Consider the following 26,228-nt stretch of genomic DNA (forward strand, 5'->3'; position numbering starts at 1 on the left):
ACAACCTTACGATTTTTCGTGAATTACGAAATGTCGATTGATGGCCCGTGGGCCGCCGCGCGACAGTCGGTGGCATGAACCACACGCCATCGATCACCCTGCTGGACAGTCTGCCCATGGCCGCCGTGGTCGTGGACACGCGGCGCGACCGCGTCGTCGCGGCCAACCGGGATGCGGTGCGGCTGCTGGCGCTGCCCCCCGATGCCATGCGCTTTTCCGCGCTGCTGGGTCGCGCCGTGCCGCGGTTCATCGTCTTTGCCGATGAGGTCGCCCATCGCGGTCACGCCTGGGCGCGCGACATCGCGATGACCGACGGCCACGGGCGTCCGCTGACCGTGGAGTTGCGCGCGACGCCGATGCCGGGCGATGCAGACCACCTGCTGATCACCGTGCTGGACCTGGACGAGCTGGACCAACGCGCCGAGGCGACCGAGGCCGCGCGCACCTTTCGGTCGGGGCTTATGGAGTGGAAGCGGGCGCAGACCTTCTTTGCCGATCTGGAACGGCAGAACCAGCTGATCCTGAATGCGGCGGGCGAGGGGATCTATGGCGTGAACGCTGAAGGCAAGACGACCTTCCTGAACCGTGCCGCGCAGGAGATGCTGGGCTGGACCGCCGCCGATCTTCTGGGCCACGACATCCATTCGGTGATCCATCACCACCACCTGAACGGCGAACACTATCCCGCACATGACTGCCCGATCTATCGCAGCTTCCGCTTCGAGCAGGTCCACCGGATCGAGGACGAGGTGTTCTGGCGCAAGGACGGCCGCCCGATCCGCGTCGAATACGTGTCCACGCCGATCTATGACCACAAGGTGCTGGCCGGGGCGGTGGTGATCTTTCGCGACATCACCGAGCGGTACGAAAGCCAGCGCCGCCTGCGCGAGGCGCTGGACCAGGTCGATGCGCTGCGCGACCGGCTGGAACAGGAGAACGCCTATCTGCAGGAGGCGATCACCAGCGAACGCGCGCATCACGACATCATCGGCGGGTCCGGGGCCACGCGGCAGGTGCTGACGCGCATCGCGCTGGTCGCGCCGACCGATGCGCCGGTGATGATCACCGGCGAGGCGGGCACCGGCAAGGCGCTGGTGGCGACCGCGATCCACAAGGACAGCCCGCGCCAGCGCCGGCCGCTGATCTCGTTCAAGTGCAGTGCGCATGCGCCCGACGCGATCGAGACCGAACTGTTCGGCCAGATGCGCAGCCACCTGCTGGGCACGCAGCGCGACCGCCCCGGCAAGCTGGAGCTGGCGCATGGCGGCACGCTGTTCCTGGACGATCTGGCCGAGATGCCGCCCGAACTGCAGGGGCGCCTGCTGCACGCGCTGCAGACGGCGCAGGTCACGCGGCTGGGCGACCTGCGCGCCCGCCCGCTGGACATCCGCGTGATCGCCGCCCTGATCCGCCCCCCCGAGGTCGAGATCGCCGCAGGTCGCCTGCGCGAGGATCTGGCGCTGTTCCTGAACGTCTTTCCGATCCAGTGCAGCCCGCTCCGCGACCGTCCCGAGGACATTCCGGCGCTGGCCGATCACCTGCTGGGGCTGGCCTGCAAGCGGATGAACCGCCCTTGTCCGGTGATCTCGACCCGCACGATGCAGCGTCTGCAGGCCTATGACTGGCCGGGCAACGTGCGGGAATTGGGCAATGTCATCGAACGCGCGGTGATCCTGTCGACCGGGCACAGCAAGCTGGTGCTGGACATGGGCGACGACGGCCAGCCCGCCGCCACCCCCGGTCGCGCCGTGCTGACCGATTCCCAGATGCGCACCCTGGCCCGCGACAACGTGCTGAACGCGATGCGCGAGGCGGGCGGTAAGGTATCGGGCCCCGACGGTGCCGCGGCCCTGTTGGGCGTGCCGGCGACGACGCTGTATTCGCGCCTTGCCAAGCTTGGCGTTCTGGATGCCGAATGGGCGGGCACCACCATCCTCGGGCGCTGCACGGGCTGGGTCCTCAAGGCCGTTGCACCGGCCCTGAGTTTGGTCAGACAGGTACGGGACGCGCACCTGTGCCGGCGATGGTCATGCGGTCTTTCACCCCCTCGGCCCAAGGGCGCAGCAGCGACATGCGGCGTCGGTCCACGCTTGCAGGTGACGGGTCACGCGCCGGTCTGACCTTGGGTCGCGACAGATCGGACATGCCCTGACAGGCGTCACGGCACCATCAGGCGGATGGCGCGCAGCCGCGTCTGGATGTCGGCCCCCGCGATGGTCCCGGTCGCAAGACCGTCTTCCAGCTCGGTCAACCGGTCGCGCAGCGCGGTCATGCCCAGCAGCGCCACGGACCCGGCCATGCGATGGGCCAGCCGCGCTGCATCCGGCAGGGTCGCGCGGTCGCCTGTCAGGTCATGCAGCCGGGTCAGGCTGTCGTCAAACTCGGCCAGGATACGGTCCAGCATCCGGTCGGCATGCGCCTCGCCGATATTGCCGGCAAGGTGGCGCCGGGCGGCCTCTCTGGCCGAGGGCGCGTGCAAAGGGAGCATGAAGCGATCCAGCAGCGGGTCCAGGGTCTGGAACGACAGCGGTTTTGTCAGTGATGCCGACATGCCCGCCGCCTGGAACCGGTCCTGATCCTCGGTCCGGGCATGGGCGGTCAGGGCGATGATGGGCGTGGCGACGTTCTGACCCCCGGCCCGTATCTCCGACGCGGCGGTGATGCCGTCCATGCGGGGCATGCTGATGTCCATGAAGATCAGGTCGAACCGCTGCGCCCGCGCGGCATCGACGCCCTGCTGTCCGTCGACCGCCTCGGCGACGTCGCAATTGCGGGCGTGCAGCATTTCGCGGACGACCATCCGGTTGACCTCGTTGTCCTCGACCACCAGCACCGCGCGCCGGGGACCGGGGGCGGGGGTCGCGGGGTCGGTCGGTTCCGCCTCCGGAGATGGCAGGGGCTGGTCGGCCAGCGGTACGGTCAGGATGAAGCAGGCACCCTGGCCGGTCTCGCTTTCCACGCGGATGTCGCCGTCCATCAGCCGGGTCAGGCGGCGCACGATGCCAAGGCCCAGCCCCGTCCCCTCGACCTTGCGGCGGAACGACGGGTCCAAGGTCACGAATTCCTGAAAGATGCGCACGTGGTCTTCGGGCGCGATCCCGATGCCGGTATCGCAGACGCTGAATTCGACCACCCCGGCCCGCCGCCGGTCGATGGTGACCGTGATCCGGCCGTCTTCGGTGAACTTGATGGCGTTGCCGATCAGGTTGACCAGAATCTGCGTCAGGCGCACCGGATCGCCCAGCACCGGGCAGGCCGCATCCCCGATCACGCGCGCGGACATCGTGTTCCCGCGCTGTTGCGCCCGCGCATGCAGGGCGTCCAGCAGATCCAGCACCAGCTTGTGCGGGTCAAAGGCGACCTGCTCCAGCCGCAAGGCCCCGGCGTCGGCGCGCGCGATGTCCAGGACCGAATTGACATGACCCAGCAGCAGCTCTCCGGATTGGGCCATCACGTCGGCATAACGGCGCTGACGCGGGTTCAGGTCGGTGGTGGACAACAGTTCCAGCGTGCCCAGCAGACCGTTCAGCGGGGTGCGCATCTCGTGGCTCATGACGGTCAGCATCTCGTCCTTGGCGCGCTCTCCGGCGACGGCGCGGTCGCGAGCGCGGATCAGCTCGTCCGCCTCCTGGACCTGACGGGTGATGTCGCGCACGAAGGCGATCATGACCGGACCCCTTTCACTGGGCGCGCGGGCGACCGTGGCCTCGATCGGAAAGATCTCTCCGGACTTGCGCATGGCGGTGGCCTGGATCGGACGGCCTGGATCGGTGGCGGGCGTGGACACGTCGGCCAGGAAATCGCGCACCTCTCCGCGGGCGGCCTCGGGGACGATCAGCGTCAGCATGTCGGCGCCCAGGGCCTCCTCTGCATCATAGCCATAGATGCGTTGCGCCGATTCGTTGAAATCCAGGATGCGGCCGTCGGTATCGGCCACCACGATGGCATCATGCGACGTGGCGATCACCGTCCGCAGCCGCGCATGGGTGGTGGCGATCCGCGCCGTCTGCCGCCGCGCGCGTTCCGCCATGACCCCCAAGGCCGCGACGACCAGCGTCACCGCCACCACCATCAGCCCGACCAGCAACGCCAGGTCGTGAATGGCCGCGGAGACCTGTTCGCGCTGTCGGTCGGATTGCCCCGAGAACAGCCGGACCCCCTCCAGCGAGGCCGACCGCACCACCGGGCGAAGGGCTGCGACACGTGTCTGCAGCGACGGCAGCGCATCGCGCAGGCGGTCGTCGGGGCCGTCGACCAGCGGGATGATGGCGTCCAGGACGGCCTCTGTCTGGTCCAGCCTGCGGCGGGCCGGTTCGTCCTGCCGAAGGGTCTGGAACACCCGGCCCGTGGTCAGCGTCCGCATGCGGGAATAAAGGATGTCGAACCGGGTCCTGACCTCGGCCAGCATCGCGGAGTCGTCGGGCTGCGCGCGGGCATCCGCGACCGAGACAAGCAGGGCTAGCAGCTCGACCTCGGATTGCGCAAGCGACCACTGGATGCTGTCGGAATTGGCTGTCGCCAGCTGATCGATCTGGCGCCGCGCATCGGCGCTGACCACCCAGACCACGAACCCGCACACGGCGATCGACGCCGTCAGAACGGCCACCGCAACCTGAAGCCGGGTCCGGATGGCGCTCATGGCACCGGGGCGGTGCTGATGCGGTTCAGCTGCCAGATGCTGCGGGAATAGATGACCTCTGTCTGGTACTGCCGGTCGGCGTCATAGGGATAGACGATCCACAACGGCCCCTTGTCGCGGACCGACATTTCGCTGTCGTCGATCAGATAGGCCACCAGGGGCACCTCGGGGCCGATCTCGGCCAAGGGAATGCTGATGGCGTAATCGTTGATGGCGGTCGCTGTCACTTCGCCGGCGCTGCCTGCGCCGGTTGCGATGCCGGAATCCTCCAGGATGCTGGCCAGCGGGACGCCCGTAAAGCTGTGGACCCCCTCGGTCCAGACGGTCGATGTCCGGATCTCCGCCTCGCCCAGGGCCTGCAGCGCGGGCAGGTCATAGCTGCGCGACCCGCCCGGCCCGTCGACGCTGAGCAGAGGCGCGTCCTGCGCAAGGGCCGGCCCTGCCAAGACCAGGACGGCGGACAGAAACGTACCGCGGACAAATGTGCGAACCATGAGGAAATCCCGTTGCAGCGTGGCGATCATGGTCGGGAATGTCGCATGGACGACAGAGGTGCGCACGAAATCATTCGTATCGAATGCTATACGAACGGATAGTCCGCCTGTATCCTTTCGGGGATGCGGGCGGGACATGCGGATAAGGGCGGATCGTTCGCGAAGGATCATCGGGTATCACGGACCCCGGCAACACAGGCTAGCACGTCTGGTTTGCCGCGTAAGAGGTGAAGTCGTGAAAATTTTATTGGCTGATGATCATGATCTGATCCGCGAAACCCTGGTCCTGTACCTGGGCGCGCAGATCGACGCCCAGGTTGTCGAGGTCGGCGATGTCGCCGGCGCGGAACGGGCGATTGCGCAGGCGGGGGATGTTCCCTTCGACCTGGCGCTGCTGGACTATGACATGCCGGGCATGGACGGGCTGGCGGGACTGGCCCTGATCCGCGGCCTGATGCATCCGCGCCCCGTCGCGATCCTGTCGGGGACCGCCTCGCGCAGCGTGGCGCGGGACGCGATGGCGGCGGGGGCGCGGGGCTTTCTGCCCAAGACGATGAACGCGCGGTCGCTGGCCGCGGCGGTGACCTTCATCGCATCCGGAGAGATCTTCGTGCCTTACGGCTATCTGGAGCAGGACGATCACGCCCCCGCGGGCGCGTTGACCGCGCGAGAGACCCAGGTGCTGCGCGGTCTGACCGAGGGTCGGTCGAACAAGGATATCGGGCGGCTGCTGGGCCTGCAGGAGGTCACGGTCAAGCTGCACGTCAAGACCCTGTGCCGCAAGCTGGACGCCAGGAACCGGACGCAGGCCGCGATGATCGCCCGCGACCGCAAGATGATCACCTGAACTGACGAACGATCCGTTCCGGGTCTGACCCGCCTTGGGCGGGCTGCCCGGTCCTGTCCAGGCCGCACCCATCGGTGCCGGTCGCGGGCCTTTCCATGCCATCCGAACCAGAAACGGGGCCGCACATGCGCGACTTGACGATCGACCATCCCGACCATCCCATCGCCGCCGACCGCGGCATGTTCCGCATCACCCGCCCCGCCGCGGGCCACAGCTGCGAGATCCACCTGCGGACCGGGCGCCTGACCGCGGCGAACGCCACCGCCTTTCGCGACCAGGTCTATGACCTGATCGACCGGGGCGAGGATCGGCTGGTCGTCGATCTGGCCGCCGTCGATTTCGTGGACAGCACCGCCATCAGCGCGCTGGTGGGCGTCCTCAAGCGGCTGGGCATGCGCGGAGAGATCGTGCTGTGCGGCCTGTCGGGCAGCGTCGCGGGCATGTTCCGCATCACCCGCATGGACAAGGTCTTTCCGGTCTTTGCCGATTGCGCCGCGGCATCGGCGGCGTTGGGGGGGCGGTCATGATGGCCCGGTCCTTGCGGATCGCGGTTCCGCTGCTGTCACTGCTGCTGCCGTTTCAGGCAATGGCCCTGGACAGCCCGCTGCCACAGGCGCTGCAATCGCTGGTGGGCCAGCAGGTGGAGCGGCCCGCGCCCCGCTTTGGCCGCCACGGTGCCCTGACCGACCGCGAGATGGCGATGGCCCGCGCCGCCTGGAGCTATTTCGAGGCCGGGTTCCAGCCCGAGACCGGGCTGGTGAACGCGGTGGGCAGCTATCCCTCGACGACGCTGTGGGACACCGCGTCCTATGTCAGCGCCCTTGTCGCGGCGTACGAGCTGGGCATCATCGACAAGCGCGATTTCGACCGCCGGGCGACCCTGCTGATCGGCACGCTGCGCAATCTGGACCTGTATCGCGGAGAGGCCCCGAACAAGGTCTACAACACCAAGACCGGGCAAAAGGTGAACTATGCCAACGAACCCGGAGAGGTGGGGTTCTCGGTCCTGGACATGGGCCGCATGCTGGTCTGGCTGCGCATCCTGCGCGAACGCTATCCCTATCTGGCCAACGGGGTCGACAACGTCCCGCTGCGCTGGAACTTCTGCAATATCGTCAACGACGACGGGCGGCTGTTCGGGTCGATCGTGTCGGGCGACGGCGACACCCGCTATGTCCAGGAAGGCCGCCTGGGATACGAGGAATACGCCGCCAAGGGTTTTGCCCTGTGGGGGTTCGACGTCGCGGGCGCACTGGAGCCCGCGCCGCTGGCCTATACCACCATCCACGACATCGACATTCCCTATGACGGGCGCGATCCGCGGGTCTTTCACAACCAGAACTATGTCCTGACCGAAAGCTATCTGCTGGACGGGCTGGAGATGGGCTGGGACATGCCAACGGCCGATCCCGCAGGCCCCGGTGTCGCGTCGCAGGGGTGGCGGGCCGAATTCGCGCATCGGATCTTTCTGGTCCAGCAGCGGCGGTTCGAAAGCACCGGCATCATCACCGCCCGGTCGGAACACCAGGTCGAGGGGCAACCCTATTTCGTCTATGACTCGATCTTTGCCGACGGCTATGCTTGGAACACGCTGGACCCCAGCGACGTCTATCAGCCCGACCGGGCGGCGGTGTCGTCCAAGGCCGCGCTGGGCATGTGGGCGCTGTGGGACGTGCCCTATACCCAACTGCTGTTCGACACCGTGGCCGATCTGTCCGAGGCAGACGGCGGCTTTTTCGAGGGCCTGTACGAGAACGGCAACGGCGTCATCCCGCTGCAGACCGCGAACAACAACGGCATCATCCTGGCGGCGCTGCTCTACAAGGTGCAGGGGCCGATCCTGCAATTCGCCAACCCCAACACGACGGTCTGGGACATGGCCTATTCGCTGACCGACATCCGCGCGAACAAGTGCCTGCCCGAACCCATGCTGCGCGAAGTGCCGTGCTGCGCCTGCGGCGATCTGCCGGCACCGGTCCCGACCATCGCGGCCACCGATTTCGTCCTGTGCCGCCCGGTCGAGGGCGAGGACGGCATCGCCGCCACCGACTGTTCCACCGGGCCGCATGTCATGGCCAAGCCCGAACCGCGCGACGTGCTGCCGCGTCAGTGCCGCACGGCCGGGGTGCAGCCATGACGACCAGTCGCATGCTGTGGTTCGACGCGAACCGCGTCTGCGCGGCCGCGGGCGTGGTGCTGATCCACAGCACCACTGATTTCGCGGGCCGCCCGTTCCCCGATGCCAGCGTGGCGGAGCGCGCGGTGCCGGTGCTGCTGCGGTCCATCGGCGAATTCTCGGGGTCCGAGATGTTCTTTCTGTTCTCGCTGTTCCTGATGGCCCTGCGCATCGACCGTCACCGGCCCGGCTATCGCGAGGCGATCGTGACGCAGGCGCACCGGCTGCTGGTGCCCTTTGCCTTCTGGACGCTGTTCTATGCGCTGTTTCGGCTGATCAAGGCCGACGCCTTTGGCTATGCGCCGCAATACCTGGCGCAGCTAGGCCAGATCAAGACCTGGGTCGCCTATCTGCTGCTGGGCAAGGCGCAGTACCACATGCACTTCCTGCCCACCCTGTTCGCAATCTTCCTGTTCTATCCGGTGATGCGGCTGGCGATGCGCTATCCGATGCTGGGGGTGCTGCTGTTCGCGACCCTGGGCGCGATGGATCACGCGCAGGGGTTCCTGTATTCCATCGACCTGGCGCCGCTGGCACGCGACTATCTGGTGCGGGTGACCAAGGTCTGCGGCTATGTCGGCTATGGCCTGGCGGCCTTCGCGCTGTATTCGCTGTGGAAGGACGGCCTGCCGCGCGGAGAGACGCGGCTGATCCGGCGCGGTGCGCTGTATCTGGTGCTGCTGGCCTATCTGGCGACGCTGCCCTTCTTTGGCGCGGCCCTGCTGACCGGCAGCTTTCCGGTGCGGGCGGGCTGGGACTACTATGGCCATTTCCTGATGCCGCTCCTGGTGTTCTGCGCCTTTCTGGGCAGCCAGTACAACGCCTGGTCGCCCCGCTGGTCGACAGCCGCGCGTTATACGTTCGGGGTCTATCTGGTCCATCCCGCGGTCATCGACCTGTTCGACATCGCGCTGATCACATCGGGGCTGGCCCTGTCGCCCGGCGTTCTGGTCGTGACGCGTTTCGCCGTGGTCCTGCCGCTGGCCTTCGGACTGGCGGTGGCGATCGGCCGTCTGCCCGCCACCGCCTGGACCATCGGCCTTGGCCCCACGCCCTGGTCCGCCCGCAAGGCGCGCCCGCAGCCCAAGGCTGTGCCGGCATGAGCGTCCCGTATTTCCGTGCCTTCGAGGATCGCAGGCCGCCCGAACCCCTGCCGTACGACCCGCTGCGCGAGGCGCTGTGGCAGTTCCTGGCGGTCGTCACGCTGGTGATCGGCGGATGGTACATCGCCTGGCGCTGGACCCATTCGCTGAACCCGGACGCGCTGTGGTTCGCGGCCCTGCTGGCCGTGGCGGAAACGCTGGCCTATCTGGGCCTGGTCCTGTTCGTCGTCAGCCTGTGGCGCGACCAGCCGGTGACCTGTCCCGACGCGCCCGCGACGCGGGGCGAGGTCGATCCCGCGGCGCTGGACCCGTCGCTGCCGATCACCGTCGACGTGTTCTTTGCAACCTATGACGAGGACCCGGAACTGGTCCGGCTTGGCCTGATCGACGCCAAGGCCATGGCCTATCCCCATCCGATCGACATCCGCATCCACGTGCTGGACGACGGCCGCCGCCCCGCCATGGCCGAGGTCGCGCGCCAAGAGGGCGTGGGCTACATCACCCGCGCCACGAACGAGGGGTTCAAGGCCGGCAACCTGCGCAACGCGATGGAGCAGACCTCGGGCGACTTCCTGTTGATCTGCGACGCGGACACGCGGCCGTTCCCGACCTGCCTGTCGCGCACCCTGGGCCATTTCCGCGACCCGCGCCTGGCTTGGGTGCAGACGCCGCAATGGTTCTATGACCTGCCCGAAGGGCGGCGGCTGCCCCAGGTCCTGCAGGCCCGGTGGGGCGCGCGGGCCGGACGGGCAGGGCACGCGGTCGAGCGGATCGTCGGCGCATGCCGGATCGGGCGCGACCCCTTCGCGAACGATCCGCAGATGTTCTATGACGTGATCCAGCGCCGCCGGAACCACGCCAACGCGGCCTTCTGCTGCGGCGCGGGGTCGATCCACCGGCGCGAGGCGGTGATGGAGGCCGCGCTGCGCGCCTTCGGCGCCAAGGTCGAACGCCGCGTGATCGAGGCCGAGGAGGAGATCACGCTGGAGACGCGGGAACGCGTCGTGGCCCCCGATCTTCTGGACGCGATCCGCACCGAGGCGGTCGGCACCGAGATCCTCAGCCCCTACCGGTTCCACGTGTCCGAGGACATCTATACCTCGATCGTGCTGCATGCCGACCGCGACCGCGGCTGGACATCGCTGCTGCACCCCTTCGTCGAGACGCGGATGCTGTCGCCCCAGGACCTGATCAGCTGGACCATCCAGCGGTTCAAGTATGCGGGCGGCAGCCTGGACATTCTGGTCAACGACAACCCGCTGTTCCGTCGCGGCCTGACCCTGCGCCAGCGCCTGATGTACGGGGCGACCTTCTATTCCTATCTGGGCGCCCTGTGGAACGTCGTGTTCCTGTTCGCACCCGCCGCCTATCTGTTCACCGGCATCTCGCCCGTGGCGGCCTATTCGCCGCAGTTCTTCCTGCATGTCGTGCCGTTCATCCTGTCGCTGGAACTGGCGATGATGGTGGGCACCTGGGGGATCGCGGGCCACGCCGCCAAGACCAGCTATCTGGCGTCCTTTCCCATCGGGTTGCGTGCGCTGTGGACCGTGCTGCGCGGCCAGCGCATCGCATTCCGCGTGACGCCCAAGGACCGGCAGGCGGGCCGCTTTCTGCATCTGGTGCGTCCGCAGATCGCGGTCGTGGTGCTGACAGTGGCGGGCGTCGCCTGGGGCACGCTGGCGCTGTGGGCCTTCGACACCGGGCATACCGCGACAGGCGTGGTGACCAACGCCCTGTGGGGCCTGAACAACTGCATCGCCATGGCGGGCATCATCCGCGCCGCGCTGTGGCAACCGACCCCGTCCATCGCAGAGGAAACCTGATGCGCTTTCGCCAGAACCTGGTCCGCGCGCGCGGCCATATCGTCTTTATCCTGGGGGTCATCGGCGGGCTGATGGTCGTGACCTGGCTGGAACAGGCCGGACCCTCGGCGGCGGGTCAGGCGCCCGTCACAGCCCTGGCCGCGATCGAGGCCACCACGCCGCTGCCGCTGACCATCCCCGGCCGGTCCAGCGCCGCCGACCTGGACCATGCCGCCATCGCCTGGACGTATTTCAGGACCAACACCGATCCCGACACGGGGCTGGCGAATTCGGTGGACGGCTATCCCTCGACCACCATGTGGGAGACCGGGTCCCTGATCGTGGCCGTCGTCGCGGCTGAACGGCTGGCGCTGATCGACGCGGCCGAGGCCCGCGCGCGGCTGACGGCCATCCTGACCAGCCTGGACCGGCTGCCGCTATTCCAGGACAGCCTGCCTAACAAGGCCTATGACACGCGGTCGCTGAAGATGGTCGATTACGCCAACCGGCCCACCCAGCAAGGGCTGGGCTGGTCGGCGCTGGACATGGCGCGGCTGATGTCGGCGCTGGCCATCGCGCGCGGCGCGCATCCCGACCTGGCCCCGGCCATCGCGGCCGCGACCGATGGCTGGCGGCTGGACCGGATGGTCCGCGACGGCCAGCTGTACGGCACCAGCGTCGTCGACGGAGAGGTCCGCGAGAACCAGGAGGGGCGCCTGGCTATGAACAATACGCCGCCAAGGCGATGATGCTGTCGGGGTTCGACGTGGTGCACGCCTATGATCCCGCCGATCGCGCGATGATCCGGTCCGTGATGGGCCAGGACATTCCCGTCGACACGCGCTTGCATCGCGGCCGCATCCCGGCCTTTGTCGTCAGCGAGCCCTATCTGTTCGACGGGTTGGAATTCGGCTTTGACGCGCGGTCCTCGCGCATCGCGTCCGCGGTCTATCTGGCCCAGCAGGCGCGCCACGACCAGACCGGCCAACTGACCGCGGTGACCGAGACACATCTGGATGAGGCGCCGTTCTTTGCCTATTCGACCGTCTGGGGCGGCGGCGCGCCATGGTCCGTCCTCACCTTTCAGGGCGATCGGATCGACAGCCGCCGCACCCTGGCCACCAAGGCCGCCTTCGGCTGGGACGCGCTGTACGGCACGCCCTATACCGCGCAGCTGGTCGACGCCGTGACCCCCACCGCCGACCCCCTGCGCGGCTGGCCCGAGGGCCTCTACGAGGCCGACGGCACCATCAACGGCTCGGTCACCGCGAACACGAACGCGCTGGTCCTCGCGGCGCTGGCGTTCAAGGCCACCGGCCCGCTGCTGCGGCGCGCGCCATGAGGGCGGTCCTGCTGATCCTGGCGCTGGCTTGGCCCACGTGGTCCGCCGCCGCCCCCTGCGTCGGTCCGGCGCTGGACCGACCCCTGCCGGGCGCACAGGACGTCCGACAGGTCAGCGCCGACGTGCCGACCGCGCGGTTTCCGGGCCTGTGGCAGCAGGGCCGCGTGGACGGCTTGGTCTATCGCATCTTCGGGGACGGCACGGCGGTCCTGTCCGACGACCTCGGCGCGCCGCGCTGGCAGATCCGGGTCGATTGCGCCGAACCGACCTGCCGGACCGCGGAGACCGGCGCGCCTGACGCGGGTGCCGACCGCGTCGCCGCCGCCTTGGGGCGCTGTCTGACCGGGCAGGCCGTGACCGCGGCCGACCTGCGCCGCGCGGCCCCGGCGTTTCCGACCGGCCTGCCCGATGACGTGCCGGATCAGGGCGCGGGCTGCCCCTGCCGCCGCGCTGGCCACCGCGGCCGGTCAGGCGCCGCGCCGTTTGGCGATGGAATGCCGGCCCGATCCGGCGCTGCTCGGCGACACGCCCGCGCACACGCTGCAGCGGATGTTGCTGGCGGCCGGACAGGACCCTGGCCCCGATGATAGCGTGCTGGGCCCACGCAGCCAGATTGCGTTGCAGGCGGCGCTGGGGCCAAAGGCCAGCACGGATGTCCCGCGCGCGATCCTGGCGCTGCAGGCGATGCGGTGCCGGGGTTGATCGATGCAGCGGTGGGCGCATATCCTGATGGTCGCGGCCGTGGCAATCTGGGTCGCGGGCGCCGCGGCTGCCTGGCCCGGCCCCCAGATCCTGCGCACCGACGATCCGGCCGTGCCGGGCGCGGTCGAGGTCCTGTCGGATACCCCCAACGCCCATGTCTGGTCGCGATCGCAGGTCGGCCGGCTGGGGGAATGGCGCTATCGTCTGTATCCTGACGGCTCGGCGGTGGTGATGCCTGACGGCGATGCGCGGGCGCGCCCGCTGCACCTGGATTGCATCCGCGGGGATGCCTGCCACATCTGGTCTGGCACCCGGCTGGTGACCCGTGTGCCGGCCACCGCCAGTCCCCGGCCGCTGGTTCCCGACGCGGTGAACGCCGAAACGCTTGCCCACTATCTGGCCGAATGGGTTCTGGCCGGGTCGGGACCCGAACACCTCATTGCCGCGCGCCCGATCGATGCCGATCCGGCCACGCCTGCCCGCCAGAGCCGCCGCGACAGCATTGCGCCGCCGCTGGCACGGGACGGCTATCGCCTGGCCATGTTCCCCGCCTCGCCCGCGCTGTGCCTGTCCGGGGGGACCGGCTGCGACGTTCCCGCCTCGGCGCAGCCGCCGGCGGACCTGACCGAGCTGGCGCGGCGGTTGCGCCTGTCCTGCGGCGTGACTGCCGGGGCGGCGCTGCGGTCTGCCCGCGGCGATGGGGGTCTGGGGCCTGCGCGGTTGACGCTGGGCTGTGCCGCGCGGCTGTCGGACAGGTTCACGCTGAACCTGGGCGTGACCGGCCGCACCTGGGCGGGGCGGAACCCCGACGTCACCTATGCCCTGACGTGGCGCGCGACCGACCGCCTGTCGCTGAGCTATGCCAGCAAGGCTATCCGCCTGGACGGTTCCTGGGGCGGGCTGCTGGACGGCAGGGTGCGCGCGGACCTGACCCTGCCGCGGATCCCCCTGCCGGCAGGGCGGGGGCCGATTGCCGGATGCGCGTCGCGCTGCCCGATCCGACCCGGGATGCGCTGGTGCTGACCTGTGGCGTCAGGCTGACCGAGCGGTTGTCCCTGGGGCTGTCGGCCCATGCCTATGCGGCGGGCGTGCAGCAGCCTTGGGACCCCGACTATACCTACAGCGCGACGTGGAAGGTGACCGAGCGCCTGCGCGTCAGCTATGCCAACCATGCCGCCAACCGGTTTCCCTGGAACCGCGGCGACGGGCACGCCACCCGCCTGCGGGACGGCACCCTGTCGCTGACCTATGATCTGTCCTTCTGAGAGAGGCTCCATGACCCGCATCCGCCTTGTACTGCTGACCCTGCTGATGGCTATCGCCTTGCCCGCCGCGCCGCGGGCGGAGGTGCGGATGGGGGAATCGGTCTTCAGCCCCGTCTTGGGGCGGGCGCTGTCCTATGACATCTACCTGCCGCCCGGCAGCGAGGGGGGCGGGCGCGACTATCCGGTCCTGTACCTGCTGCATGGCGGTGGGACGGGGCAGCCGTCCGACTGGTTCACGCTGGCGGGGGTCGATCAGGTGCTGGACCGATTGATCGCCGAGGGCCGGATCCGGCCCCTGATCGCGGTCGCGCCGGACGGACGGCGGCCGGATGACGGCCCGGCCAGCTATTTCCTGGACGACGCGGACGGGGCCGCGCGCTGGCAGACCGCCTTTCTGGAAGACGTGATGCCCGCGATCGAGGCGCGCCACCCGGTGCTGCCCGACCGGCGGGCGGTCATGGGCATCTCTATGGGCGGGTTCGCGGCGCTGGTCTATCGGCTGGATCATCCCGACCTGTTCACAGGAGCCGCGGCGCTGAGCCCGGCGCTGCGCACGGACGAACAGTTGATGGCGCTGTCGCCCGACGACTATGCCGACCGCTTCGCGACCCTCCTGGGGCCGGGCCTTGCGGGCACGGCGCGGCTGACCGACCGGTGGAACGGGTTCAGCCCCGCGGCGATGGCTGCCGGTGCGTCCAGTCTGTCGCGCATCCCGTCGATCTATGTCGATACCGGGTCGGACGACAGCTTCTTCGAGGGGACGGCCCAACTGCACATCGCCCTGCGCAATGCGGGCATCCGCCACCGCTTTCGCGTGACCGAAGGAGGGCACGATTGGCCTGCCTGGCGCGCCATGCTGGAGGGCGCCCTGCTGCATGTCGACGCCGTGCTGTCCCGCGATTACGGGGAATAGGCGTCTTATGCACCGGGGCGCAGGTCCGATGGTCCTGCCGGTCCTCGAATAATGCACGTGCGCGCTGTTCGTGACACCGTAACTCTCCACACCAACTTTTTTCGGGGGACAATCAACTGACGCGCCTGCATGCCTGCGCAGGGCAGGGGTGCGATTCCGCAGGCCAAATGTATAACCCGTCACTAGCAGGTTTTCGACCCGGTTGCGGGCGGTCAGAATGACCAAATGCACCGGAGGCACGATCTGGTGACAGCCAAGCTGGCACTGATCGGACGGCAGCATGGCGCGCCCGGCCTTGAGGAGTTGATTGGCCTTGGCCCACTGCCGTTGCCAAGATTAAAGTGGTCTGCGCTGCAGTCTAGATTTGCCGACTGTGGTCGAGGAGCCGTTAACGTGGGGTGCAGTCGGCTCTCCTGGCTGAGAGTACACGGTAGTCTGCGCCAGGGCTTGATACTCTTGAATAGTAAGGCGAAATGAACGACTGCGGCCGGGTCGGCCTCCCCTCGGTATCTACTCGAAAAGCCACTAGGCATGGTGGTCGAGGAGGCCTGTCGTGACTGGACCGAGAGACGGAAAGCACCGCGACCTGGCCTGTAACGGAGAGCTTGTGCAGCAGTTCGAGGAATGGCCGGGCTGATGACCTGCGACGTTGCGCTGGCGGCCGATCTTGCCCGGCCCGAATGCGCCGGGTGCAGTATACGCACTGACCGCCGCTATGAATCACCCAGGTTGCGCCGGCAATTCAGGCGCACAGGGATATTTCGGCTTATGGTATCGCTGGGCCACAAAAATCGCCCAGCCCAAGGGACGGGTGCGGGCAAACCCGCACCCGTGTCGGGTCACTGCGCGTCGCGCATGTTGCCCGTGGACCAGAACAGGGTCTCGCCCGAGCTGTCGTCGGTGCCGTCATTGTCGGTGACCATCCAGCCCGTCCCGGCAGCGTCGATGGCAAATCCCTCGACCTTGTCCACGACATAGCCGTTCTGCGCCTGCAGGTCGGGGATCAGGTCGCGGACCAGTTCCTTGGTCACCACCGGCAGGGTCTCGCCAAGCGCGACGGGGGCCAGGTCGGTCAGCGGCACGCGGAACAGCGCCTTGACCGCGGCGGCGTCGCCGATCAGGTTGTCGCGCTCGACCAGATAGGCCCAGTCGCCGTCGATCGCGATCTCGGACAGGCCCATCCAACCGTCGCCCGCGGGTTCCAGCGGATAGGCGACGGCGCCCCATTCCTGCGTCTGCAGGTCATAGGAGACCAGCTTGACCTGTCCGGCGGGATCGTCGCCCCATTCGCGCTGAACGGCCATCCACAGGCGGTCGCCCTGCAGGGCGATCCCCTCGAACCCGAACCGGACCTCCTGGGCCAGCAGTTCGGCGGGCAGGCCGATCTCCTCCAGGATCTCGCCTTCCGCGTCTACGTGATAGATCGCGTGCGGGATCAGGCGGTCGCTGCGACCCTCGGATGCCAGCCAGAAGCCGCCCTGACCGTCGGGCGCGATGCCTTCCAGGTCCAGCTTCTGCGCCGGATCGCCATTGCGGGTCACGAGCGTCTTCGCGGTGATCCGCGCCGGGGTCTGCGTTGCGTCGATGGTATAGATCGCCGGCTGCGCGCCATAGGCGCTGTCCGACACGGCGAACAGCTGGCCGGGCGCGTCGCCCGCGGCCAGGCCCGACAGCGCGCCCCAGCCGATCAGCGTGTCCGCACCGTCCGAGGTGATCATCGGATAGCGGGCGGGCTCGTCGGTGGCCGCGAACAGCATGACATGGGCGCGTGCGCCGCCATCCTCGCCCAGGTCGGCCTCGTTGGCGGTGACCAGCAGGTTGCGGGCGGGCAGGGCGACGATGCCTTCGGGGCTGATGCCCGACGGCAGCAGTTGGGTCAGGCGCGGCGCGGTCAGATCGGTGATGTCATAGACGCCGATCAGCGATCCGCGTTCCGAGACGACGAAGACGTGGGGCGTGCCGTCAAAGGTCGCCACCTCGATCGATTCCGGCTCGACCCCCTTGGCGTCCGACCGCTTGTCGGGATAGTGGCCGGCCTGGATCACCGCATGCTCGAAGCTGTTGCCCGAGTCGTATACGACCGTGCCGTCGCGGTGAAAGATCGTCCAGCCGCGCGATCCGCCCTGATAGTCGCCCTCGTTCGCGGTCGCGAAATGGTCGGCGTCGATCCATTTGACGGCGTCGGGTTCGCGCGGAATGTCCGCCAGCGTGCCGTCAAAGGTCAGCGCGCCGTCATCGCGGGTGTCGATTTCGTCGAGGCTGACCGTGCCGGCGCTGAAATGCGACGCGACGGTGCCATCGGCGCCGATCACGACGATATGGTTGTTCTCCTGCAGGGTGACGACGATCTCTCCGGCGGCGTTGATGTCGACATATTCCGGTTCCGGGTCATCGGCGCCGATGTCGGCCAGGCCGGTCATGTCGATGCGGTTCTGTCCGTCGCAGTCCAGCGTGCCGTCGGCGACGCCCAGCTTGACCACATAGCCGGCGGGCATCTGGGGCAGGGCGCCGTCGTTCAGGTCCTCGTCGCGCTGGTTCTCGATCGCGACGGCCAGAAAGCTGCCATCCTCGGCGCGGGCGACGGAGTCGGGCTGCCCGCCCAGATCGCAGGATGCCAGGACCTCATGCGTTTCCAGGTCCAGCACGCGCAGCTGACCCGACGGCTCGGTGAACGAGGTCGAGGTGTCCACGCCGACGAACACCCGGTCGCCGATGATCACCGCGGTCGTGGGCTCTCCGTCCATGGCGACGTTGCCCAAGGGCACGGGGGCCGCCGGATCGGTGATGTCCACAAAGCCCAGCACCCCGAGGGGGCTGTCGGAATAGACCAGGGTGTTGCCATCCTCGGAGGCCGAGATGATCTCGGCCGAGGTCGGGCGCGACCGGTCCTCTCCCTCGGCCATGTTGTCGGGCGTGGCAAAGGTGGCAAGGCGGTCGAAGGTGGTCTGGGCCATCGCAGGCATGGCGGTCGCCAGCGCGATCGCCGACGTCAGAAGGGCAAATTTTTGCACCGTGGAATCCCCCGTTTTGGTTCGGGGTCTTCTTTGATCGCTGTCGATGTCGGTCCTGCGACGAAATCATGGCGCTTGTGCGACAAGCCAGCGGCCAGTCCTCAGGGCTGGTCTGACATCCGGCGTTCCCAGTCCAGGTATTCCGGGGGCGGCGCGCCGGTGAACCCGGCTATGTGGTCGTCCAGGGCGCGGCCGAACGCATCGCGGGCCGTCCCGCGCGCCACATAGGCGGCAAGGTTGGGATAGGGGGCCAGCATCCCGTCCGCCATGCGCAGGACCGAAACCATCAGCAGATCGCCCGGTCCGAAATCGCCGCCGAACCAGTCTGCCGTGCCAAGCCGGTCCGACGCCGCTTGCAGGCGTTCGTCGATGCGGGCCAGGATGCCGGGCAGGCGGGGCGCCGACCACGGCTCTTCGGCCTCGAACAGCGTCGCCATGGCGTGATCCATGAGTGGCGGTTCCAGCGTGTTCAGGGCGGCAAAGGCCCATTCCAGCTGCATCGCCCGCGCCGACGGTGCCTGCGGCATCAGGCCGGGAAACCGTTCGGCGATGTGCCAGACGATCGCACCGCTTTCGAACAGGGTCAGGTCGCCGTCCTCCAGTGTCGGCACCTGGCCGAAGGGCTGGCGCGCCCGATGCGGCGGCTGTTTCTGCGCGCCCTGGGGCAGCAGGCGCACGGCATAGGGCTGGCCCACCTCCTCCAGCGCCCATCTGACGCGCAGGTCGCGGACCTGGCCCTTGGCGAAATCGGGCACCCAGTCAAAGGCGGTGATGGTGATCGGGGCCGCGGGATCAACCGGCATGGCGACCACCGGTATCCAGCATGTCGGGGGGACCGTCCTGGGCCGCGGCGGGGTCCATCCACACCGTTTCCCACCCGTGGCCATCGGGGTCGTCGAAGGCGCCGCCATACATGAAACCCTGATCCTCGATCGCGCGCGTCTCGTGCCCGCCTGCGGCGCGGGCGCGGCGGTGAATGTCGTCGACCGCCGCGCGGCTGTCGAAGGTGAGGCACAGCAGGACGCCGGTCTGGGTGCGGGCGTCGATGATAGTCTTGTCGGTGAAGGTGCCGTAAAACGCGTGGTCCAGCAGCATCACGTGGATCGTGTCCGACCAGACCATGCCGCTGGCCTGTTCGTTCGAGAACATGTCGTTCTTGGTGAAACCGATCGCCTGGTAAAAGGCGGTCGCCCGCGCCAGGTCGGTGACGGGCAGGTTGACGAAGATCATCCGGGTCATCGATTCGCTCCTCCTGTGGTGTTGACAGGATGGGGGCGTCTGGTTACTTAAATCAACCATGAAGTTACCAAAAGAAACTGTCCAGCCGGAACCAGCCCATGGCCGCTGGTACGACGATGCCTGTGGCAGCGCCTTTGGCATGGAACTGCTGGGAGAACGCTGGTCGCTGCTGATCCTGCGCGAGCTGATGTTCGGGCCGCGCCGGTTCACCGACCTGCGGGCGGATTTGCCCGGCATCAGTGCCAAGGTCCTGACCGAACGGCTGGCCGGGATGGAGCGCAGCGGCATCCTGTGTCGCGCCACGCTGTCCGATCCCGCACCCGCCCAGGTTTATCGGCTGACAGCTTGGGGCCAGTCGGCCGAACCCATCCTGCAGGAGATCGGGCGCTGGGCCGCCGCCTCTCCGCTGCATGACCCGACGCTGCCCTTGTCGGCGGCGTCCTTCATGATGTCGCTGCGCACGATGTTGGATCGTCAGGCGGCTGCGGGGCTGTCGGTGACGGCGGCCGTGACGGTCGGCGACGCGCACTTTTCGCTGCGGCTTGCACAATCGCGGCTGGAGGTCGTCCGGGGCCGTCCCGACGCGGCCGATCTGGCCTTCGAGGCCGAAACCGCACCCCGGCTGGCCGCGTTGTTCTACGGCAACGTCGCGCCCGAGGTGGCAGGGGTGACGTGCCGCGGCGCGCCCGAAACCCTGCGGCGTTTCATCGACCTGTTCAATCTGCCGGAAAAGACCGCAGCGCCAAATGGCGGCCGGTAGCGTTAATCCAAGCAGGTCGTTTCGGCGCCGCCGCCCGAATCAAAAATGCCAATAAATATATATTGACGCATCGCTTTTGGATTTATCGTCGCGGAGGTGCCTGCCTACCCACCGGGTCAATGGTGCAGTATCATTTAAATTCAATATCTTGGGTTCATATGGCGACCGGCCTGCCTGCTGGTGGATCTATTGTGTGCGCAGGCGATCCGTTTCAAGTGCAGTTGTCACAGTCGTGAACTTGTCTTATTCATGTAATCGATGCCAATCCCTTATGCCGCTCGTGAAATTACCGTGCGTGCGATCAATTGCATGGTCGACATGGCAGAAGGCGATAACAGATGCCGTTTTTACGCATGGAGTATTTGATGCCGCGTTCTGATGGCCCGCCGGTGTGCGCCCTTGTCACCTTTGCGCCAAGGGTGCGACCTGTCAGGAAGGCGCATCCGTCAAAAAACCGTAAGATCAGGAACGTCTTGGATCGTGGCGCATTTTGACCGCATGGATGATCAGGTGAATTTCAGTAAGTCCCTATTTTGGATAGGTTTCGACATCCCCAAACGGGGAAGGGTGGCATTTAGCCGGGGTCAGGAATCCAGGACGACACCCGGCGTGGACGGTTCCACCCGTGGGCCCGTGAAACCATGACGGCAGCCACATCATGGAAGCATGCATCCATCGCGGATGGCAGCCGGTTCGATGCGATCGTCGTCGGCTCGGGTGCGGCGGGCGGCGTCGCCGCGGCAGCGCTGAGCGAGGCGGGGATGCGCGTGGCGGTGCTGGAGGCAGGGTCTGCCGGATCAGCCCCCATCAATCCCATCACCAGGGCCCTGACGGCCGTCGCACGGGTTTTGGACCGGACAGGTGCCGAAAGCAGGTTCCCGCCCAGCCTTGCCCGCTTTGGCGAACGCGCGTTCCGCCTGCTGGGTCGTGCCCGGCAACCTGTGCAGTCGCGATGCTTTGCCTGGGCGATGGCCCCCAACGTGCTGGTCGACGACCGCGACTGTCCTTATCAGACCGAGGACGGCAGCCAGTTCCTGTGGTTCCGCGCCCGTCAGCCGGGCGGGCGCATGACAGTTCCGGGGCATGGCCGCCAGTATTACCGGCTTTCAGGAATGAAACCGGACGGGTCCAACTGTCCCGACAATGCCTGGCCCTTTGCGCTGGAAGAGGTCGACGACTGGTACGGCTGGGTCGAGGACAAGCTGCAGCTGCGCGGCGGTGCCCAGACCGATCCCGGCCCGGATACCAGCCGCCTGGCGGGTGTCCTGCAGCCGACGGCGTCGGAGCAGGCGATCATGGGCGCGATCCGGTCCAGATGGCCGCGGGCGCGGCCCGTTCTGGGGAATTTCGCGCCGCCGCTGTCATGGCTGGACATCGCGGCCGGCACCGGTCGCATGGCGTTTCAGGCGGGGGCCGTGGTGCGGCGCGTGCTGAAGGACAGCTCGGGTGCGGTCGATGGCGTGGAATGGACCGACAGCCGGACGGGCACCGTGCGGACCGTCCATGCGCCGATCGTGTTCCTCTGCGCCTCGGCGATCGAGAGCACGCGCATCCTGCTGCTGTCGCGGACGGACGGTGACGACGCGGGCATCGGGACGCAGTCGCCGGCCTTGGGCCGTCACCTGATGGACCACGCGGTCATGAGCGGGACCGGCTATCGCGCCGGATCGGACGACGTCCTGCCCGAGCAGGCGGAACCCGGTCGCTGCATTCACATACCGCCCGACCCGTCGCTGCATCAGTCGATCAGCATGCAGATCCACGTGCATCCGCGCCCCGACGGGACCGCGCGCGTCGACATCGTCTCGTTCGCCGAGATGCTGCCGGACCCATGGAACCGTGTGACCCTGTCGCCGTCGCAGACCGACCGCTATGGCATCCCGGTTCCGGTGATCCGGTTCCGGCACTCTGACGATCAGCGCGTCCTGGCCGAACGTCAGGCACAGATCATCCGCGATCTGGCAGAGGATATCGGGCTGACGGACGTGATCGTGAACACCGACCTGTCGCCCGGCGGGACAAGCGTGCATGAATGCGGCACTGCCCGGATGGGCACCGATCCCGCGACCTCGGTCGTGGACATGAACAACGAATGCTGGGACGTGCCGGGCCTTTACGTCACCGACGGGGCGTCTTTCCCCCGCCAGCATGTTCACAATCCGACCCTGACGATGATGATGCTGACCGCACGCGCCGCGGCGCATGCGGCAGCCCGCTGATCAGCTCTGGCCCGCAGCAAGCTTGCGGGCCACCATCGCCATCAGCGGGGTGGGATAGCGCATCCCCAGGGTGATGATGCAGGTCCGGTCCAGGATCTCCAGCGTGCGGGCGCACATGTCGGGCGTATACTCGATGTCGCGCTTGGCCCAGGCCCAGGGGTTCATCTTGGGGTGGAAGGTCCGCTTGTTCAGGATCGGCTCCCAGTTGGTATAGAGGTGCTTGGAACTGTCGCGCAGCCGGTTGTGGACGCCGCGGCGGCCCGTCAGTTCGATGGCCTTTTCGCGGGTCGGGGCCAGGATCGACAGGCTGACGGCCGATGCGGGGTCGTTGTGCGGCGTGACCCTGAATTCGCTGCTGTGATCCAGGATCTCGGCCAGGACGGCGCGGCGTTTTTGCATGCGGCGCAGCATCGGGACCACCTTCTTCAGTTGGACGCGCAGCATGGCGCCGTCCATCTCGGTGACCTTCATGTTCGTGCCGACGAATTCCGGCTCGTTCAGGCGGTCGCCGTGCTGGCGCACCATCGACCCCAGGTCGTGATAGCTGCGCGCCCGGATGAAATAGCGCTCGTCGCTGGTCAGGACGGCCCCGCCTTCGCCGATGTTCATGTTCTTCATGCGGTTGAAGCTGAACACGCCCAGGTCGCCGATCGCGCCGCAATGCCGGTCCTTGTAGCGGATGCCCACGGCCTGAGATGAATCTTCGATGACGATCAGGCCGTGCTCCTTGGCGATCGCCATGATCGCGTCCATGTCGCAGGGCGCGTTGACCATGTGCACGGGGATGATCGCGCGGGTATAGGGGGTGATCTTGGCCCGGATGTCCTCGGGGTCCATCGTCAGCGTCTCGTCGATGTCGACCAGGATCGGCACGGCGCCCACCTGCACCGGGGCGGCGGCCGTCGCCATCCAGGTATAGGCCGGCACCAGCACCTCGTCTCCGGGACCGATGCCTGCGGCGGCAAGCGCCGCGATCAGCGCGCTGGTCCCCGAATTGACGGCCAGCACATGCGCGGCACCGGTTTCGGCGGCCATTTCGCGTTCGAACAGGGCCGTCCGGCTGGCCCCGCTGTCATAGCGCAGCAGACTGCCGCTTGCGATGGCGCGGCCGACCGCGAACCACTCTCTGAGACCGACGTCTGGCACTGTCCGCTCCGTATGCGATGGGCGCTGGATTGCGCGCCGTGCAGCATCCCGCGCCACGCCCCGGACGGCAAGGGGCAGTTGCGAAATCGGCATGGTGTTGACGTCGCAATGGCCGCCGCTGCCCCCCACAATGGCGTGACTCCACTTGCGGTGGCGGAGGAGGGCCATCGCACAGCCGCACCCCGGGCGGGCTGCCCGACTTTGGTGGCAGCGCGGTGCGGGCCGGCTGGCCATGCCGCCCAAGCCGCTGCACCATCTGCAAGCAATCCGAGGGGCGCTCATGGACGATCATTCCGATGTCGATCTGGCCCGCGCCAGCGTCAGGGCCGTGGCAGGCGACGTGGCGGGGACGCTGGTGGGGCACGACTGGCTGGTCGAACGCCTGCTGATCGCGTACCTGACCGGCGGCCATGTCCTGCTGGAGGGGCCGCCGGGCATCGCCAAGACCCGGGCGGTCAAGCAACTGGCCGCGCGCCTGCCGGGCGAACATGCCCGGATCCAGTGCACGCCCGACCTGCTGCCGTCGGACCTGACCGGCAGCCAGATCTTTCGCCCCGAGACCGGGGGGTTCGATTTCCTGCCCGGCCCGGTCTTTCACAACATCGTCCTGGTGGACGAAATCAACCGCGCCCCGCCCAAGGTGCAATCAGCCCTGCTGGAGGCGATGGCCGAAGGGCAGGTCACCACCGGCGGCGTGACCCGCCCCCTGCCGCAGCCCTTCATGGTCGTGGCCACCCAGAACCCGATCGAACACGAAGGCACCTTTCCGCTGCCCGAGGCGCAGATGGACCGCTTTCTGCTGCATCTGCGGCTGGACCTGCCCGGCGCCGACGACGAACGCGCCATCCTGGACCTGGTCGAGGCAGAGGGGCGCGGCAGCATCGCCGCCGTGCTGTCGCAGGTGACGGCCGCCGAACTGGACCGGGCGCGGGTACAGGTGGCGGCGGTGACGCTGGCCCCCGTGCTCAAGGATTTCATCATCCGGCTGGTGCTGGCGACACGGCCCGGCGGGGTGCTGGCGGGGGCGGTCGAACACCCGGTCTCTCCGCGCGGGACGCTGGCGCTGGCGGCGGCGGTGCGGGCGCGGGCCTGGCTTCAGGGTCGTGATCACGGCCTGCCCGAGGACGTGCAGGCCCTGGCCCCCGACGCGCTGGCCCATCGGCTCGTCCCGAACTGGAAGGCCGTCAGCGAGGGTCAGGATGGCCGCCGCCTGATCGCCGAGGCGCTGCGGCAGGTCGCCCCGTGGTAGGGGCGCCATGACCGACTGGCGGACCGCGCCCGGCATCGCGCTGACGCTGGCGGCGCTGGTCGACCTGCAGGCGGGGCAGGGCGCCGGTTCCCGCAGGCGGCCGATGGCGCGGCGGGCGGGGGTCATGGCCTCGCGGCATCCGGGCAGCGGCATGGACCTGAGAGAGATCCGCGCCTATGTCCCCGGCGACGATCCGCGCCGGATGGACCCGTCGGCCAGCGCGCGCACGGGCGTGCCGCATGTCCGCGCCCTGCACGAGGATCGCGACGACATCACGCTGCTGATCGCCGACCTGCGCCGCCCGATGCTGTGGGGCACGGGCGACGCGCTGCGGTCGGTGCGCGGGGCGCTGCACTTGGCGGCGCTTGGCTGGCAGGCGGTGGCGCGTCAGGGTGCGGTGGGTCTGGTCATCGCCGAAGGGGCGGGGGTCCGCGTGCTGGCCCCCGCGACCGGCGCGCGCCACATGCTGACCCTGTGCCAGCTGCTGGTCGACCGTCACGCCGCCGCGCTGGCCGATGCCGCCGACACCGCACCGCTGACCGAGGCGCTGTCCCTGGCCGCCCGCACCGCGCCGACCGGCGCCCATGTCATCCTGGCCACCGCCCCCGATGGCTGGCACGGCGCCGAGGCCGCGCTGTCGCGCCTGGCCCGCGGCCGCCGATTGGAGGTCGCGCTGATCCTGGATCCGCTGGAGACCGCGCCGCCCGCCCGTCCGCTGCCCGTCCGGCATGGCGGGGCCACGCGGCTGCTGCGCCTGCAGCCTGCCGATCTGGGCGGCCAGACCGACCGGCTGGCCGCGATGGGCGTCGTCGCAAGGCCGGTCGAGCCGTGAACCCCGACGCGATGACCCACGACCAGCTGATGCAGGCGCTGTCCCCGGTCCGTTTGCCCACGCCGATGGCCGTCCTGTCGCCCGCAGAGATGGCCGCCCTTCTGGCACTGGGCCTGATCGCGGGCCTGCTGCTGGCCTTGGCGGTGCTGCCCTTTACCCGGCGCCGGGCGGCGCGCCGGCGGATGCGCGTGACCGCCCTGCGCGGGCTGCCGGTGCCGGACCGCCTGCTGGCGATCGCGCGTCTGCTGGGCCATCTGCCCGCGGCGCTGCGCCCGGCCGCCTATGGCGCCGCCCCGCCGCCACCCGACCGCCGGATCGAGGCCATCGCCCGCCGCGCCCACATCCGCCGCCCGTGGCGCAGATGAGCCTGGCCGCCCCTTGGCTGCTGGCGCTGCTGCCCCCTGCCGCTGCTGCTGCGCTGGCTGCTGCCGCCGTGATCCGGCCCCGCGCGGCGCTGGACCGTGCCGGACCACCTGCCTGCCCCCATGC

General features: G+C 68.4%; 21 protein-coding genes and 1 pseudogene. 16 read left to right on the top strand and 6 right to left on the bottom strand.

Annotated elements, in window-relative coordinates:
- Nucleotides 1-74: 74 nt before the first annotated feature.
- A complete protein-coding gene (locus TY51_RS01585; RefSeq protein ID WP_081994648.1) occupies nt 75-2,120 on the top strand; it encodes a sigma 54-interacting transcriptional regulator in 2,046 nt (681 codons plus the stop codon).
- A gap of 38 nt (nt 2,121-2,158) precedes the next feature.
- Here the strand turns inward: TY51_RS01585 and TY51_RS01590 are convergent, their stop codons facing one another.
- The gene (locus TY51_RS01590) at nt 2,159-4,606 is read right to left on the bottom strand and encodes an ATP-binding protein (protein WP_197054597.1); all 2,448 of its coding nucleotides are present in this window, start codon (nt 4,604-4,606) and stop codon (nt 2,159-2,161) included.
- Nucleotides 4,607-4,635: 29 nt separating this feature from the next.
- Nucleotides 4,636-5,133, bottom strand: coding sequence for a hypothetical protein (locus tag TY51_RS01595; protein WP_042245032.1), 498 nt, complete (start codon nt 5,131-5,133; stop codon nt 4,636-4,638).
- Between the two features lie 247 nt (nt 5,134-5,380).
- On the opposite strand from TY51_RS01595, the gene TY51_RS01600 reads away from it, so the two are divergent.
- The 10 genes and pseudogenes from TY51_RS01600 to TY51_RS01645 all read left to right on the top strand — a co-directional run bounded on the left by TY51_RS01600 (nt 5,381) and on the right by TY51_RS01645 (nt 15,283).
- Nucleotides 5,381-5,980, top strand: coding sequence for a response regulator (locus TY51_RS01600; protein WP_231558845.1), 600 nt, complete (start codon nt 5,381-5,383; stop codon nt 5,978-5,980).
- A 125-nt stretch (nt 5,981-6,105) separates the two neighbouring features.
- On the top strand, nt 6,106-6,507 hold the full coding sequence (locus tag TY51_RS01605) for an STAS domain-containing protein (RefSeq protein WP_231558846.1): 402 nt from the start codon (nt 6,106-6,108) through the stop codon (nt 6,505-6,507).
- The gene (locus tag TY51_RS01610) at nt 6,504-8,117 is read left to right on the top strand and encodes a DUF3131 domain-containing protein (RefSeq protein WP_156117825.1); all 1,614 of its coding nucleotides are present in this window, start codon (nt 6,504-6,506) and stop codon (nt 8,115-8,117) included. The genes TY51_RS01605 and TY51_RS01610 overlap by 4 nt, the downstream gene beginning before the upstream one ends.
- Nucleotides 8,114-9,259, top strand: a complete 1,146-nt coding sequence (locus tag TY51_RS01615; RefSeq protein ID WP_042244975.1) for an acyltransferase — start codon at nt 8,114-8,116, stop codon at nt 9,257-9,259. The genes TY51_RS01610 and TY51_RS01615 overlap by 4 nt, the downstream gene beginning before the upstream one ends.
- A complete protein-coding gene (locus TY51_RS01620) occupies nt 9,256-11,082 on the top strand; it encodes a glycosyltransferase (RefSeq protein WP_042244977.1) in 1,827 nt (608 codons plus the stop codon). Before TY51_RS01615 ends, TY51_RS01620 begins: the two co-directional genes overlap by 4 nt.
- A gap of 71 nt (nt 11,083-11,153) precedes the next feature.
- Nucleotides 11,154-12,403: pseudogene (locus tag TY51_RS01625) on the top strand (DUF3131 domain-containing protein).
- Nucleotides 12,400-12,990 (top strand): hypothetical protein, encoded by a 591-nt coding sequence (locus TY51_RS01630; protein WP_042244980.1) that lies wholly within the window; start codon nt 12,400-12,402, stop codon nt 12,988-12,990. The pseudogene TY51_RS01625 and the gene TY51_RS01630 overlap by 4 nt, the downstream one beginning before the upstream one ends.
- A gap of 118 nt (nt 12,991-13,108) precedes the next feature.
- On the top strand, nt 13,109-14,128 hold the full coding sequence (locus TY51_RS01635; RefSeq protein WP_042244983.1) for a hypothetical protein: 1,020 nt from the start codon (nt 13,109-13,111) through the stop codon (nt 14,126-14,128).
- Nucleotides 14,122-14,370 carry a hypothetical protein gene (locus TY51_RS01640; protein ID WP_197054598.1) on the top strand — a complete coding sequence of 83 codons (249 nt, stop codon included), beginning with the start codon at nt 14,122-14,124 and terminating at the stop codon, nt 14,368-14,370. Before TY51_RS01635 ends, TY51_RS01640 begins: the two co-directional genes overlap by 7 nt.
- 10 nt (nt 14,371-14,380) lie before the next feature.
- Nucleotides 14,381-15,283: an esterase family protein gene (locus TY51_RS01645; RefSeq protein ID WP_042244989.1), complete on the top strand. Its 903-nt coding sequence runs from the start codon at nt 14,381-14,383 to the stop codon at nt 15,281-15,283.
- 839 nt (nt 15,284-16,122) lie between these two features.
- Here TY51_RS01645 and TY51_RS01650 read toward each other — a convergent pair.
- From TY51_RS01650 to TY51_RS01660, 3 genes are all read right to left on the bottom strand, one after another.
- The gene (locus TY51_RS01650) at nt 16,123-18,246 is read right to left on the bottom strand and encodes an esterase-like activity of phytase family protein (RefSeq protein WP_042245042.1); all 2,124 of its coding nucleotides are present in this window, start codon (nt 18,244-18,246) and stop codon (nt 16,123-16,125) included.
- Between the two features lie 149 nt (nt 18,247-18,395).
- Nucleotides 18,396-19,097: a glutathione S-transferase family protein gene (locus tag TY51_RS01655; RefSeq protein WP_042245045.1), complete on the bottom strand. Its 702-nt coding sequence runs from the start codon at nt 19,095-19,097 to the stop codon at nt 18,396-18,398.
- Nucleotides 19,087-19,533: a VOC family protein gene (locus TY51_RS01660; RefSeq protein ID WP_042244992.1), complete on the bottom strand. Its 447-nt coding sequence runs from the start codon at nt 19,531-19,533 to the stop codon at nt 19,087-19,089. The genes TY51_RS01655 and TY51_RS01660 overlap by 11 nt, the downstream gene beginning before the upstream one ends.
- Nucleotides 19,534-19,672: 139 nt before the next feature.
- On the opposite strand from TY51_RS01660, the gene TY51_RS01665 reads away from it, so the two are divergent.
- Both TY51_RS01665 and TY51_RS01670 read left to right on the top strand, forming a co-directional pair.
- On the top strand, nt 19,673-20,293 hold the full coding sequence (locus tag TY51_RS01665) for a helix-turn-helix domain-containing protein (RefSeq protein ID WP_231558847.1): 621 nt from the start codon (nt 19,673-19,675) through the stop codon (nt 20,291-20,293).
- 641 nt (nt 20,294-20,934) lie between these two features.
- On the top strand, nt 20,935-22,512 hold the full coding sequence (locus tag TY51_RS01670; protein WP_042244996.1) for a GMC oxidoreductase: 1,578 nt from the start codon (nt 20,935-20,937) through the stop codon (nt 22,510-22,512).
- Here TY51_RS01670 and TY51_RS01675 read toward each other — a convergent pair whose 3' ends face one another.
- Complete coding sequence (locus TY51_RS01675) at nt 22,513-23,658, bottom strand: DegT/DnrJ/EryC1/StrS aminotransferase family protein (protein ID WP_042244999.1); 1,146 nt, start codon at nt 23,656-23,658, stop codon at nt 22,513-22,515. It abuts the gene before it with no gap.
- A 280-nt stretch (nt 23,659-23,938) separates the two neighbouring features.
- On the opposite strand from TY51_RS01675, the gene TY51_RS01680 reads away from it, so the two are divergent.
- The 3 genes from TY51_RS01680 to TY51_RS01690 are packed head-to-tail and all read left to right on the top strand — an operon-like array spanning nt 23,939 to nt 26,104.
- Complete coding sequence (locus tag TY51_RS01680) at nt 23,939-24,907, top strand: MoxR family ATPase (protein ID WP_042245002.1); 969 nt, start codon at nt 23,939-23,941, stop codon at nt 24,905-24,907.
- A 7-nt stretch (nt 24,908-24,914) separates the two neighbouring features.
- The gene (locus TY51_RS01685) at nt 24,915-25,739 is read left to right on the top strand and encodes a DUF58 domain-containing protein (RefSeq protein ID WP_156117826.1); all 825 of its coding nucleotides are present in this window, start codon (nt 24,915-24,917) and stop codon (nt 25,737-25,739) included.
- The gene (locus TY51_RS01690; protein WP_231558848.1) at nt 25,736-26,104 is read left to right on the top strand and encodes a hypothetical protein; all 369 of its coding nucleotides are present in this window, start codon (nt 25,736-25,738) and stop codon (nt 26,102-26,104) included. Before TY51_RS01685 ends, TY51_RS01690 begins: the two co-directional genes overlap by 4 nt.
- The last annotated feature ends 124 nt before the right edge of the window (nt 26,105-26,228 follow it).

The sequence above is a fragment of the Paracoccus sp. PAMC 22219 genome, from assembly GCF_000787695.1.
Classification (GTDB): domain Bacteria; phylum Pseudomonadota; class Alphaproteobacteria; order Rhodobacterales; family Rhodobacteraceae; genus Paracoccus.